The sequence below is a fragment of the Rhodoblastus acidophilus genome, assembly GCF_900187365.1.
GTDB classification, from domain to species: Bacteria; Pseudomonadota; Alphaproteobacteria; order Rhizobiales; family Beijerinckiaceae; genus Rhodoblastus; species Rhodoblastus acidophilus.
Genome location: NZ_FYDG01000006.1, coordinates 84,164 through 96,671, shown reverse-complemented (window position 1 = coordinate 96,671; position 12,508 = coordinate 84,164). Strand labels below are relative to the sequence as shown.

Sequence of the window (12,508 nt, the reverse complement as noted above, 5' to 3'; positions counted from 1 at the left end):
ATGCGCGTCGCTCTCGTCAACCCGCGCTGGCGCTTCGACCGCTCGATCTATTTCGGCTGCCGCGCGCCGCATCTGCCGCTGGAGCTGGGCTGCGCCAAGGCGCTGCTGGAGCGCGCCGGCCATGAAACCCTGTTGTGCGACGGCGGGCTGATGGAGCGCGACGACGACGAGATCGCCCGGGAGGTCAAGGCGTTCGGCGCCGATTTCACCGTCGTCCCCACGGCGCCGAGCTATCTGTTCTGGCGCTGCGCCCCGCCGGAATTGCGCACGCCGCGGGCGTTCCTGCTCGCGCTGGGCGACGACGGCGGCCGCACCGTCATTGTCGGACCGCATGGCTCGGTGACGCCCGAAACCACACTGGCCAAGCTTGGCGCCGACATTGTCGTGCGCGGCGAATGCGAGGAGGCGCTGCTCGAGATCGCCAATGGCTCGCCGCTGGGCTCCATTGCGGGGCTGGCGTTCCGGGACGGCGAAGCGGTGCGCACGACCGGGGAGCCGCGCGCCACCGTTTTCACCGATCTTCCCGCGCTGACATGGCCCGACGCGATGATCGCGGCGCATCGCCACCATCACCACCGCTTCGACGCGCTGCCCGACGGCCCCGGCGCCGAAGTGGAGGCGTCGCGCGGCTGCCCCTATCATTGCAGTTTCTGCGCCAAGATCGACTTTCGCGACGCCTATCGCCGCCGCGACCTCTCGCCCCTGCTGCATGAAATCGACCGCCTGATGGCGCAGGGCGCGACCTATCTCTATTTCATCGACGAAATCTTCCTGCCGCAGAAGCCTCTGCTCGAAGCTTTGGTGGCGCGGCGCATTCCGTTCGGCATCCAGACCCGCATCGACTTGTGGAAGCCCTCCATGCTCGATCTGCTGGGCGAAGCGCGCTGCGTCTCGATCGAAGCGGGGGTGGAAAGCCTGACGCCCGAGGGACGCGCCACGCTCGACAAAAACTGCCGGCTGTCCACCGACGCGCTGGCGGAGCGGCTGATCCATGCGCGGCGGCGCGTGCCTTTCGTGCAGGCCAATCTGATCGAATCGCCCGGCGACGACGTCGCGCTGGTCGAGAGCTGGCGCGACAAACTGCGCAGGGCCGGCGTCTGGGCCAACGATCCCGTGCCGCTCTATCCCTATCCGTCCTCGCCCGACTATCGCCGTCTGTGGGGGGAGCCGGACGGCGAGGCCTGGGAGCGCGCCCATGCCTATTACCTGCGGCAGTTCACGCGCTTCAGCGACATCCAGGAGGACAGCCCCCTCCCCCTGCCGGTGTTGGAGGCCTCATGCGCGCATTGCCGCTGAACCTGTTCATGACGACCGATGCGGTCGGGGGCGTGTTCACCTATGCGCTCGACCTCGCCCGGGCCCTCGCGCCGATGGGCGTGCGAACCACGCTCGCCGTGCTCGGCCCCGGCTTGAGCGAGGCGCAATTCGCCGCCGCCCAGGCGATCGAGGGCGTGGAGCTGCGCGAAACCGGGCTGCCGCTCGACTGGCTGACGCGCTCGCCGGAAGAGACGTCCGCCGCCGCCGGTCGCGTCGCCGCGCTGGCGCGCGCCAGCCGCGCCGATCTGGTTCATCTCAATTCCCCCACTTATGCGCTGGCCGATTTTTCCGCGCCGGTGGTCTGCGCCGTCCACTCCTGCGTCGCCAGCTGGCTGTTGGCGGTTGAGGACGCGCCGCTTGCGGGCGATTTCCTTTGGCGCACGCGGATGTTGCGCGACGCGCTGTCGCGGGCCGACGCGGTCCTGTGCCCCACCCGCGCCTATGCGGCGGTGTTGAGCGACCTTTACCGCATCGCCCCGTTCGTCGTGCATAACGGCCGCGCCGCGCCGCCGCCGCGCTACGGAGGAGGTCCCGCCGCCTATGCTCTTTCGGCAGGCCGCCTGTGGGACCGTGGCAAGAACGCCGCGACGCTCGATTCGGCGGCCGCCGCCATGCGCGTTCCGCTGCGGCTCGCCGGCCCCTGCGGTGGCCCCGACGGCTGCGGGGAGCGCTTCTCCGCCCGCCACGCGCGCCTGCTCGGCCCGCTGGATTCCGCAGTGCTGCGCCAGATGCTGGCGGAGCGGCCGATCTTCGTGTCCGCCGCGATCTACGAGCCTTTCGGCCTGTCGGCGCTGGAGGCGGCGCAGGCCGGCTGTCCGCTCGTGCTGAGCGACATCGAGACCTTCCGCGAACTCTGGCACGGCGCGGCCCTGTTCGTTCCGCCGCGCTTGCCGCGCGGCTTCGCCGACGCGGTCAATCAAATCGCCGACGATCCCGCCCTGCGCACGCGCATGGGCGAGGCCGCGACGGCCCGCGCGGCGGATTACAGCGCGACCGCGATGGCCGAAGCCACGGCGGCGATCTATCGCTCCGCGCTTGCGCGACGCTCCACGGGAGCGGTGGCATGAAGATCGTCTATTTCACCCATTCGCTGCTGTCGTGCTGGAACCATGGCAACGCGCATTTCCTGCGCGGCCTGTTGCGCGAACTGGCCCTCTCCGGCCACGATGTGCGCTCGATGGAGCCGGCCTCGTCGTGGAGCCTCGCCAACCTGCTCGCGGACCATGGCGAAGCGGGCTTGCATCCGTTTCGCACCGCTTATCCCGGCCTGAAGCCGGCGCGCTGGTCGCATCTGGATCAGGCGACGGCGGCTGTGGACGGCGCCGATCTCGTGCTGGTCCACGAATGGAGCCCGCCCGAACTGGTCGCCGCGCTCGGACGGCTGCGCGCGCAAGGCGCCGGCTTCACCCTGCTGTTCCACGACACCCATCATCGCGCTGTCAGCGACCCCGACGCAATCCGCGCGCTGGATCTATCCGGCTATGACGGCGTGCTGGCGTTCGGCGCGGCGCTGGCGGACGTTTACGCCCGCGCCGGCTGGGGCGCGCGCGCCTTTGTCTGGCATGAAGCCGCCGATATCCGCCATTTCCGTCCGCCGGAGACTGAGGGTCCGCGCGAGGGCCTGGTGTGGATCGGCAATTGGGGCGACGACGAGCGCAGCGCCGAGATCGAGGAATTCCTGCTCAAGCCGGCGGCGGCGGTCGGGCTGCCGCTGGACATTTACGGCGTGCGCTATCCCGAATCCGCGCGCGCGACCCTGCGCCGCTACGGCGCGCGCTGGCGCGGCTGGCTCGCCAACGCCAGCGCGCCGGAAATTTTCGCGGGCGCCCTCGCCACCGTGCATGTGCCGCGCCGCGCTTACGCCACGGTCCTGCCGGGCATCCCGACCATTCGGGTGTTCGAGGCGCTGGCTTGCGGCATTCCACTGGTCAGCGCGCCGTGGCGCGACAGCGAAAACCTGTTCCGCCCCAGCCAGGATTTCGTGTTCGCGCGCGACGCGTCCGAATGCGCCAGCCATCTCGCGCGCCTGCGGGACGATCCCGATCTGCGCGCCGACCTCGTCGCCAACGGGCTCGAAACCATTCGCGCGCGCCATAGCTGCGCCCATCGCGCGGCGGAGCTGCTGGCGATTGTCTCGCGCCTTTCGGCGCCAAGGGAGAGCGCCGCATGAAGATCGCCTTTTACGGGTCGAGCCTGTTGTCCTCTTACTGGAACGGCGCGGCCACCTATTATCGCGGCCTGCTGAAGAACCTCGCCGCCCTCGGCCACGCCATCACCTTCTTTGAACCAGACGCCTACGACCGCCAGAGCCATCGCGATATCGACCCGCCCGACTGGGCGCGGGTGGTGGTCTATCCGGCGACGCCGGAGGGCGTGCGGCGCGTCCTCGCCGAGGCCGATGCGGCGGATGTCGCGGTGAAGGCCAGCGGCGTCGGCGTGTTCGACGACGAGCTTCTGGCCGGCGTCGCCTCGGCGGTTCGGCCCTTGCGGATCTACTGGGACGTCGACGCGCCCGCCACGCTCGCGGACATGCGCGGCGCGTCGGACCATCCGCTGCGGCGCGCGCTCCCCGCCTTCGACCTCGTGCTTACCTATGGCGGCGGCGATCCCGTGACGCGCGGCTACCACGGTTTTGGCGCGCGCGCCTGCGCGCCGGTCTATAATGCGCTCGACCCCGAAACCCATTTTCGCGTCGCGCCCGACCCGCGCTTCGCCTGCGATCTCGCCTTTCTCGGCAACCGTCTGCCGGACCGCGAGGAGCGGGTGGCGCGCTTCTTCTTCGCCCCCGCCGCGCGCCTGCGCGAAAAATCCTTCCTGCTCGGCGGCGCCGGATGGGACGACCGCGCCGCGCCCGCCAATGTGCGCAAGCTCGGCCATGTTTTTACGCGCGATCACAATGCGCTCAACTCCAGCGCGCTCGCCGTGCTCAACATCGCCCGCGACAGCATGGCCAGCAATGGATTCTCGCCAGCGACCCGCGTGTTCGAGGCGGCCGGCGCGGACGCCTGCCTGATCACCGACGCCTGGGACGGCGTCGAGCTTTTCCTCACCCCCGGCGAGGAAATTCTGGTGGCGCGCGACGGCGCCGACGTCGCGACGATTCTCGCCCATCTCACCCCCGCGGGCGCGCGAAGAATCGGCGAGGCGGCGGGCGCGCGCATCCGCGCCGAGCACACTTACGCGAGACGCGCGGCGCAGGTTGACGCGCTGCTGCGTCAGGCGTTCGACGCTAGGCGGGAAAGGCTTTCGGCATGAACGGGTTCGATCTCGTCGTTCTCGGCCTCAGCCTGTCTTCGTCCTGGGGAAACGGCCACGCCACCACCTATCGCGCCTTGCTGAAAGCCTATGCGGCCGGGGGGCGCCGGGTTCTATTTCTCGAACGGGACCAGCCCTGGTACGCCGACCACCGCGACCTCGAAAATCCCGATTTCTGCACGCTGGAATTTTATCAAGGCCTTGACGATCTCTCCCATTTTCGCGGCGAGATCGCACGAGCGGGCGCTGTCGTCGTCGGCTCCTACACGCCCGACGGCGCCGCAATCTGCGGCTTCGTCCAGCATCATGCGCGCGGCGTGACCGCCTTCTACGACATCGACACGCCGGTGACTCTCGCCGCGCTGGAACGCAACGCCTGTCCCTATCTCTCCGCCGAGATGATCCCCGGCTTCGATCTCTATCTGTCCTTCACGGGCGGCCCCACGCTCGCGCGCCTCGCCCGCGACTTCCAGGCCAAGGCGGCGCGCGCCCTCTATTGCGCGGTGGACCCCGAGCTTTACCGCCCGCTCGACTTGGCGACGCGTTACGATCTCGGCTATCTCGGCACCTACGCGCCCGATCGCCAGCCCGTGATCGAACGCCTGTTGATCGAACCGGCGCGACGCGCGCCCGAGCTGCGCTTCGTCGTCGCCGGCCCGCAATATCGCGATACGATCGACTGGCCAGCCAATGTCGCGCGCATCGACCATGTCGGGCCGCAGGACCACGCCGCCTTTTACGGCGCCTGCCGCTTCACGCTCAACGCCACGCGCCGCGACATGGTCCGCGCCGGCTACAGCCCCAGCGTGCGGCTGTTCGAAGCCGCCGCCTGCGAAACGCCGATCATTTCCGACGCGTGGCGCGGGCTCGAGTCGCTGTTCGCGCCCGGCGCGGACATCGTCGTCGCCGCTGACGCCGACGACGTGTTGCACGCTCTGCGCAATATGACGGAAGCGCAGCGGCGCGCCCTCGCGCGCGGCGCGCGCGCCCGCGTGCTCGACGCCCACACCGCCGCGCATCGCGCCGAAGAGCTGGCCGGCCATATCGCGGCGGCGCAAAAAGCCGCCCAACCGGCTTGAGGAAGGACTTGCAATGGGCCAACAGCGCGAGACCGTCGCCCTGGTCGCGGGCGGCGCCGGATTCATCGGCTCCCATCTCAGCGACGCCCTGCTGGCGCGGGGCTGGCGCGTGCTGTGCCTCGACAATTTCCTCACCGGCCGCTACGACAATTTGCGCCATCTCGAACGCGAGCCGCGCTTCGACATTCTCGACGCCGACGTCACCGATCCGCTGCCGGCGCGGCTGACGCGCTCGGGACGCCGACTGGCGTATATTTTCAATCTGGCCTGCGCGGCCTCGCCGCCGCATTATCAGGCCGATCCCGAGCATACGCTGCTGACCAATGTGCTGGGCACGCGGCATTTGCTGGCGCTGGCGCAGGCGCACGAGGCGCGCTTCCTGCTCGCCTCCACCAGCGAAGTCTATGGCGATCCCGAAACCCATCCGCAGCGCGAGAGCTATTGGGGCCATGTCAATCCGACGGGGCCGCGCGCCTGCTATGACGAGGGCAAACGCGCGGCGGAAACCCTCGCCTTCGATTTTTTGCGCGCGCGACGCGGGGACGTGCGGGTCGCGCGCATTTTCAACACCTATGGCCCGCGCATGCGCGCCGACGACGGCCGCGTCGTATCCAACGCCATCACGCAGGCCCTGTCGGGCGACGACATCACCATCTATGGCGCCGGCGAGCAGACGCGGTCGTTCTGCTATGTGGACGACATGGTGGACGGCCTGATGCGGCTGATGCTGCACGACAGCGACTATCGCGGCGCGATCAATCTCGGCAATCCCGACGAGCTGATGGTGAAGGATCTCGCCGCGCGCGTGCTGCGCCTCACCGGCGCGCGCTCCGGCGTCACCTATCGCCCGTTGCCGATCGACGATCCGCGCCGCCGCCGTCCCGATATCTCCATCGCCGAACGCGTGCTCGACTGGCGTCCGCGCGTGGCGCTCGACGCCGGGCTCAAGCGCACGATCGCGCATTTCTCCGGCGTGGCGCGCGAGGCGGCGATGATCCCGCTCAAGAAACGCGCGCGGGCGCGGGCGGAGAAACCTCCGGCGTGAGCCGCACTGAGCCGGCGTAGCGCCGCACCATGCGCGCGCAGAATTCCGCGAATTCCTCCGGCGCGACCGGCGGGCTGGTGTGATGCGGCGCGAGGCCGCGATGCTCCGGCGTGAACGCGAAGGTGACGGTCACTTCGAAATCCGCCAGCGCCTGCATCATACGGTCGAAAAACAGATCCGCGCCGGGACGAAACGAATCCGCCCACGACAGACCCGTGCGCAGGCGGCGCACGCCCAGCCGTTTCATCCAGGCCACGGCGTCGTCGAGGCGCGGGTCCTCGAAGCGGAACCATTGCATCAGCCCAAAGATGTGGGCATGGCGCGCGAATACGTCGAGCGCCTGCTTCGGCGTTCCATCGGCGCGAATCAGGCCCATGTGGAAATGGCGGTAATAGGACGAGCCCTCCGCTTCCTTGTGGCGCGTGGTGGCGCCCCAGGCCTGCGGCAGGTCGAACAGCGAATACCAGTGCAGGCGCGGCGCGCGCCCCGCCAGCAACTGCGCCGTGCGCTCCAGCCCCCAGGCCTGAACCTCCTCCGCCCCGAAACTCGACACGCCGACTTCGCTGACCCAGATGGGAAGCTCGGTCACCGCCCGGATTTCCTCGATTTTCTGCGGCCATTCGTCGATCCGCCAGAGATTCCAGTCCAGCGGAAAGCCATGAACGGCGACCGCGTCGACGTGATCCAGCACGCCGCGTCCCTTCATATTGACGATGAACGCCGGGTCGATGGGAGAGATGCCGCCGAGCACGCGGGTGAGCGACGCATTCTCCGCCCGGATCGCCTGCCCCGCGAGCATGGCCATTTCCGCGAACAGGCGCCAGTCCGGGTCGAGTTCGGGATCCCAATGCGACTTGTTGTTGGGCTCGTTCCAGATCATCGCCGCTTCGATCATATCTCGCCTCCCCGCGCGGGATAGACCGCGCCCTCGCCCGCCGGCGCGCCCGCGCAGCGACACAGATAGACTTCCTCCTCGGGATGGCCCGCGATGGCGAAACCGGAGGAGCGCAGCATCGCCTCCACGCAGGCGCGATTGGGCGTCCACCAATTGGTGGGATCGCCGGCATAGCGTTGCTCGATGAAATGCAGCCTGGGATAGCTCGGCCGCTCGAACGGCGTCGCATCGAAGAAATCGGCGTCCTCCGCGACCGGCTCGACCTCCATGCTCCCGCGCAGCATACATTGGAACACGAGCAGGTCGCCGGCCACATGCTCGCGGATGAGATCGAGCGCGAGCAGCGGATGGCGCAAATGGTAGAGCACGCCCATGAACAGCACGATGTCGAAACGCTCACCCAACCGCGCGACGTCATAGACCGACAGGTTGCGGAAATCGATGTCGAGGCCGCAGACGCCGGCGGCGAAACGCGCCTGCCGCAAATAGGCCTTGTCCGAATCGATTCCGACCACGCGCGCCGCCCCGCGCCGCTTCATTTCGAGGCTGTAGAAGCCGGCGTTGCAGCCAATGTCGAGCACGCTTAAGCCCGACAGGTCGCACGGGAGCGCCTCGGCGAAACGCCGCCATTTGACGCAGGGGTAATCGCCGAGGAAATGATCCGGCGCGGTCATCACGCCGTTGAGATCGAGATTGTGAAACCAGGGACCGAGCGCCGCCACCTGGCGCCGGATTTCCTCGACAGTCAGCGGAGCCGCCATCACCAGACCACTTCGTTCAAGCCATCGAGCCGCAAACCCGCCGAAACCGGCGCGATGCGCGTGATCGAAGCCGGGGCGATGTCGAAGCGCGACCAGGAATCGAACGAAAGGCCGAGCACGCCGCACACAATCGCCTTGATCACGTCGGCATGGGTGACCAGCGCGACGCGCGGCGCCCCCGCCTTGACCAAGGCGTGGATATGCGCCAGGGCGCGCGCCTGCACGTCGCCCATGCTTTCGCCGGACGGCGTGCGCGCGATCGCCCGTTGCGCGTTCCATTTGCGCCAGGCCGGATCGGCGTCGAGCGTTTGAAAATCCTTGCCGGTCCAGTCGCCGAAATCCACTTCGTCCAGCGCATCGACGACGCGCGGCCGGGGGAGACCGCAGGCGCGGGCGAGCGCCTCCGCCGTCTCCACGGTTCGTTCGCGCGGGCTGGCTTCGATCGCATCCAGCCTTTCTTCCATCATCCGCTCCGCGAGACGCTCGGCCTGCGCCCGACCCGCCGCGCCAAGCCTGACGCCCGGCGTGCGTCCCGCCAGGAAGCCGCCGAGATTGTCATGGGCCGCATGCCGCACCAGAAAGATCTTCACGCCTTTTTCCTCACGGCGGATCGTCCGGGGCCAGCGACGAATTGCGCGACCAGTTCGCGCGCCTCCGCATCGGTGAACTGTTGCGGCGGCGATTTCATAAAACAGCTCGACGGCCCCACCAGCGCCCCGCCCTGGCCGCGGTCCATCGCCAGTTTGACGCAGCGCACGGCGTCGATCACCACGCCCGCCGAATTGGGCGAGTCCCAAACTTCCAGTTTCACTTCGGCCGACAGCGGCGTTCCGCCGAAGCCGGAGCCTTCGAGGCGAATGAAAGCCAGCTTCCGGTCCGTGAGCCAAGGCACGTAGTCGCTGGGGCCGACATGGACGTCGCCTTCGGCGAGCGGCTCGGGACATTGGCTGAGCACGGATTGCGTCTTGGAGATTTTTTTCGAAACCAGCCGCTCGCGCTCCAGCATGTTGCGGAAATCGGCGTTGCCGCCGACATTGAGCTGATAGGTGCGATCGAGCTTCACGCCGCGCTCGGCGAACAGATTGGCGAGCACGCGGTGGACGATGGTCGCGCCCACCTGGCTTTTGATGTCGTCGCCGATGATCGGCAGACCGCGCGCCTCGAACTGCGCGCGCCATTCCGGGCGCGAGGCGATGAAAACCGGCAGGCAGTTGACCACGCCGCAGCGCGCCATCAGCGCCTGCTGCATGTAAAATTCCGTCGCGCGTTGCGAACCCACGGGGAGATAGCAGACGAGAACGTCGCTGCGGCTTTCGCGCAGCACGCGCGCGACATCGCAGGGCGGCGTGGCGGACTCGTCCACCAGCTCGGCGAGATGGCGGCCGAGTCCGTCGAGGGTCGGGCCGCGCGACACGGCGACGCCGAGCGGCGCGACTTTGGCGAACACATGGGTATTGTTGGGCGCGGCATGGATCGCCTCGCTGACGTCCCGCCCCACCTTGGCGGCGCTCACGTCGAAGGCGGCGGCGATTTCGATGTCGCCGACGCGATAGCCGCCGAGGTCGGGCGACATCAGGCCGGGGATCGACGCGCCCGGCTGGGCGTCGCGGTAATAGGCCAGCCCCTGGATCAAGGAAGAGGCGCAATTTCCGACGCCAACGACGGCCAGCCGAAGTCCCATAAACCACCCCGAAACGACTGCAACAAGGCGGTAAACTTTTCGCCCGCGCGCCTTGTTCCCGCACGCCCGCGATATTGGAGCATGGATGGAACGCCGCATTTCATTCGCGGGGGCGCCGGATCGACGCGAGCCGCGCGACCACCGCGCCGAGCCATCCCCTCTCATAAACCAGCGCCTCGTAGAGCGCGTAAGATCCGCGCGCCCACAGCAGGTAAATCCTGAGCGCGCCGAGCTTGCGCGCCAGTCCGTAAACGCGGGCGCTGTCGCGTGCGATGCGCCGGCGCGCGCGATAGATCAGTTTGCGCCGCAGCGGCAGGCGGGTTGAAGGACACACGCGTTTGCGCGGCGAGACCGGACCCCGCCGCCCGTACAAAGCGAGCCGGTAGGCGAGCCCCTCGCGGCGCTGGCGCAGCCCGGCGGCCTGCGTGCGGGCCACAAAATCCGCATCCACTTCGTCGAGCCGCAGCCGCCCCTGCGCCAAAGCCGCCTGCACAAGCGCGTGCAAGCCTGGCGCGCGGATCACGACGACGTTGGTCCCGCGCCCATCGCTGGCGTAGGGCTCGACCCAGGCGTCGCCGAAGGAGACGTCCGCCGTTTCCGCCACCACGTCGTCGCAGAAATCGCAGGCCGGATTCTGGAAAGAACCCGCGCCCCAATCCCCGCCAGCCAGATGCATCCAGTCGCCTTCGCGCGTCCGCCCCTCGACGTCCTCGGCGCGGACGCGATACCAGTTGGCCGGACGGCGGGCGTCCTTGGCGCGATAGTCGATGGCGGTCAGGTCCGCAGGGGGAACGCCAATCTGCCAGGCGAGGCTCTCGCCGAAATGCGCGCTTTTCATATGGCCGCAGAACAGGCCGAGCGTGAAGGCGACGCGGGCGCGCAACAGCGGATCGCGGCGGCGCAGCAGGTGCAGCGCCTTGATGAAACAGGGAACGCCGACAAGCGCATAGCGGCCGGGCGTCTGCCGGATTTCCTGCAAGGCCGGCCCGAGGGCGACAGGATGATAACGCGACTTGGCGCCGGCCTTCACCTGCTCAACCGTGCGCGAAATGCGATAGCCGAACAGCGGCGGCGTGGGCCGCGGCGCGACATGGGCTACGCCATCGACCAGCCCAAGCCGCAACAGTTCGGCGGCGAACCAGCTCGCGAGGCCGCCGGAACTGCCCCTGCTGCGAAAATCGTCTTCCGCGACATGGCCGACATAGGCCGCCTCGAAACGGCCGATGGAGGCATCGCGGCGGGGCGCCTGCGGAAAGCGGCGCGCCGACAGTTCATCCTCGTCTGGCGCTTGCGGGGAAAACGGGCAGATCGCGGCGACATCCGCTTCGGACAGCGGCGCCAGCTGGCCATAGCTGTCCGGCGCCACGGCGCCGCAGGCGCCGCAACCGACGCACAGCCCGGAGCGGCGCATATCCTGCGGAGTCACGGCGCCAACGCGAGGTCAAGGAAACATTCGGACCGGGCCCGCAGCGCGACGACGCGATCATGGACATCGCCCGCCGGCGGCTCGGACAGTCCGCGAGGCACGGCGCTCGCCTCCGCCGCGAGGCGGTCGTCGAGGCCCAGCAGGGCGCAGAGATCGCGCAGCTTGTTATGGCGGTAAGACGTCGCCACGCAGGCGAAGGGTTTGCGGTTCAAGACCGCGAAGACGCAGCCGTGGAAGAAATCGGTCGCGACCGCCGCGCACGACGCCATGAGATCGCGAAATGTTTCGGGGTCCGCGTCGATGCGCTGCTCGTCCGCCCAATCGTTGCGATAGCCGACGCTGACAAGGCGCATGTTTTTCGCGCCCGCCCAAAAGCGCGCCGCCTCGGCGAACCAGTGCGGGAAGCCGTGACCATAGACGACGACGAAATTCTGCTGCGCGCGCCGCGCGACGGGCGGCGCCACGGGCGGATTGAGCAGGCAGGGATCGAGCACCAGCTCCGGCGGCGGCAAGCCTGTCGCCGAGACCAAAGCCAGCGCGGTCCGGTCGCGCACCGAAAGCGCGGCGAAATTGGCCAGCCTGGCGCTCCAGAACGCATCGAGCGCGACGGTTTGATTGCCGAAGCTCGCGGCATAAGCGACCCGCCTTTGCGAAAAGCCCTCGCCGAAGAAGGCGGGCGTTCCGCCATACCAGGGATGATGCAGGTTGAAGATTTCGTCGCTGCCGACGAGAACGACGTCGCAGGGTTGCGCCTGCGCGGGCGAGTCGAGCGGAAAGCGCGGCGACAGCGGCAGGCGCGCCACGGCGCGGCGAAAGCCTCTGACTTTGCGAACATAGGCGGGAATGTCTTCCGCGCGCGTCGGCTGCGGCAGATGCGGCGACAGCGCGCACCGGAGTTCGGCGCGGCGCGCCTGCAACGAGACATGATCGAGCAGCACGGCGTTACGCCCGCGGCGTCGGACCCATTCGAGCAGGCAACGCGCCTGCCAATACGAGCCATAGTTCACGCAACGATGGAAGGTGAGGATGCCGATGTCGCCGCGCATGTT

The 12,508-nt window shown here is 68.5% G+C and carries 12 protein-coding genes; 6 read left to right on the top strand and 6 right to left on the bottom strand.

The window, feature by feature from the left end; all coding sequences use genetic code 11:
* From CFB24_RS13415 to CFB24_RS13390, 6 genes are read left to right on the top strand one after another with little or no spacing between them, the layout of a single operon-like run.
* Positions 1 to 1,296, top strand: coding sequence for a TIGR04295 family B12-binding domain-containing radical SAM protein (locus CFB24_RS13415; protein ID WP_088521134.1), 1,296 nt, complete (start codon positions 1 to 3; stop codon positions 1,294 to 1,296).
* The gene (locus tag CFB24_RS13410; RefSeq protein WP_088521133.1) at positions 1,278 to 2,384 is read left to right on the top strand and encodes a glycosyltransferase family 4 protein; all 1,107 of its coding nucleotides are present in this window, start codon (positions 1,278 to 1,280) and stop codon (positions 2,382 to 2,384) included. Before CFB24_RS13415 ends, CFB24_RS13410 begins: the two co-directional genes overlap by 19 nt.
* Positions 2,381 to 3,487, top strand: a complete 1,107-nt coding sequence (locus tag CFB24_RS13405; RefSeq protein ID WP_088521132.1) for a CgeB family protein — start codon at positions 2,381 to 2,383, stop codon at positions 3,485 to 3,487. Before CFB24_RS13410 ends, CFB24_RS13405 begins: the two co-directional genes overlap by 4 nt.
* Complete coding sequence (locus CFB24_RS13400) at positions 3,484 to 4,572, top strand: CgeB family protein (protein WP_088521131.1); 1,089 nt, start codon at positions 3,484 to 3,486, stop codon at positions 4,570 to 4,572. The genes CFB24_RS13405 and CFB24_RS13400 overlap by 4 nt, the downstream gene beginning before the upstream one ends.
* Entirely contained in the window at positions 4,569 to 5,651 is a 1,083-nt protein-coding gene (locus tag CFB24_RS13395; RefSeq protein WP_088521130.1) for a CgeB family protein, read from the top strand. Before CFB24_RS13400 ends, CFB24_RS13395 begins: the two co-directional genes overlap by 4 nt.
* Positions 5,652 to 5,664: 13 nt before the next feature.
* A complete protein-coding gene (locus tag CFB24_RS13390) occupies positions 5,665 to 6,696 on the top strand; it encodes a UDP-glucuronic acid decarboxylase family protein (protein WP_088521129.1) in 1,032 nt (343 codons plus the stop codon).
* Here the strand turns inward: CFB24_RS13390 and CFB24_RS13385 are convergent.
* From CFB24_RS13385 to CFB24_RS13360, 6 genes are all read right to left on the bottom strand, one after another.
* A complete protein-coding gene (locus tag CFB24_RS13385; protein WP_088521128.1) occupies positions 6,653 to 7,591 on the bottom strand; it encodes a glycoside hydrolase 5 family protein in 939 nt (312 codons plus the stop codon). The genes CFB24_RS13390 and CFB24_RS13385 overlap by 44 nt on opposite strands.
* A complete protein-coding gene (locus CFB24_RS13380; protein ID WP_088521127.1) occupies positions 7,588 to 8,352 on the bottom strand; it encodes a TIGR04290 family methyltransferase in 765 nt (254 codons plus the stop codon). The genes CFB24_RS13385 and CFB24_RS13380 overlap by 4 nt, the downstream gene beginning before the upstream one ends.
* Entirely contained in the window at positions 8,352 to 8,942 is a 591-nt protein-coding gene (locus tag CFB24_RS13375) for a histidine phosphatase family protein (protein ID WP_088521126.1), read from the bottom strand. Before CFB24_RS13375 ends, CFB24_RS13380 begins: the two co-directional genes overlap by 1 nt.
* Entirely contained in the window at positions 8,939 to 10,033 is a 1,095-nt protein-coding gene (locus CFB24_RS13370) for an inositol-3-phosphate synthase (protein ID WP_088521125.1), read from the bottom strand. Before CFB24_RS13370 ends, CFB24_RS13375 begins: the two co-directional genes overlap by 4 nt.
* Positions 10,034 to 10,133: 100 nt before the next feature.
* Positions 10,134 to 11,444 carry a Coenzyme F420 hydrogenase/dehydrogenase, beta subunit C-terminal domain gene (locus CFB24_RS13365; RefSeq protein WP_088521234.1) on the bottom strand — a complete coding sequence of 437 codons (1,311 nt, stop codon included), beginning with the start codon at positions 11,442 to 11,444 and terminating at the stop codon, positions 10,134 to 10,136.
* Positions 11,445 to 11,455: 11 nt separating this feature from the next.
* Positions 11,456 to 12,505: a polysaccharide pyruvyl transferase family protein gene (locus tag CFB24_RS13360; protein ID WP_088521124.1), complete on the bottom strand. Its 1,050-nt coding sequence runs from the start codon at positions 12,503 to 12,505 to the stop codon at positions 11,456 to 11,458.
* Positions 12,506 to 12,508: the final 3 nt, after the last annotated feature.

Coding starts and splice junctions, on each gene's coding strand:
- CFB24_RS13415 (WP_088521134.1), top strand. CDS start 1: ATGCGCGTCGCTCTCGTCAACCCGCGCTGGCGCTTCGACCGCTCGATC.
- CFB24_RS13390 (WP_088521129.1), top strand. CDS start 5,665: ATGGGCCAACAGCGCGAGACCGTCGCCCTGGTCGCGGGCGGCGCCGGA.
- CFB24_RS13365 (WP_088521234.1), bottom strand. CDS start 11,444: ATGCGCCGCTCCGGGCTGTGCGTCGGTTGCGGCGCCTGCGGCGCCGTG.
- CFB24_RS13385 (WP_088521128.1), bottom strand. CDS start 7,591: ATGATCGAAGCGGCGATGATCTGGAACGAGCCCAACAACAAGTCGCAT.
- CFB24_RS13400 (WP_088521131.1), top strand. CDS start 3,484: ATGAAGATCGCCTTTTACGGGTCGAGCCTGTTGTCCTCTTACTGGAAC.
- CFB24_RS13360 (WP_088521124.1), bottom strand. CDS start 12,505: ATGCGCGGCGACATCGGCATCCTCACCTTCCATCGTTGCGTGAACTAT.
- CFB24_RS13410 (WP_088521133.1), top strand. CDS start 1,278: ATGCGCGCATTGCCGCTGAACCTGTTCATGACGACCGATGCGGTCGGG.
- CFB24_RS13380 (WP_088521127.1), bottom strand. CDS start 8,352: ATGGCGGCTCCGCTGACTGTCGAGGAAATCCGGCGCCAGGTGGCGGCG.
- CFB24_RS13405 (WP_088521132.1), top strand. CDS start 2,381: ATGAAGATCGTCTATTTCACCCATTCGCTGCTGTCGTGCTGGAACCAT.
- CFB24_RS13395 (WP_088521130.1), top strand. CDS start 4,569: ATGAACGGGTTCGATCTCGTCGTTCTCGGCCTCAGCCTGTCTTCGTCC.
- CFB24_RS13370 (WP_088521125.1), bottom strand. CDS start 10,033: ATGGGACTTCGGCTGGCCGTCGTTGGCGTCGGAAATTGCGCCTCTTCC.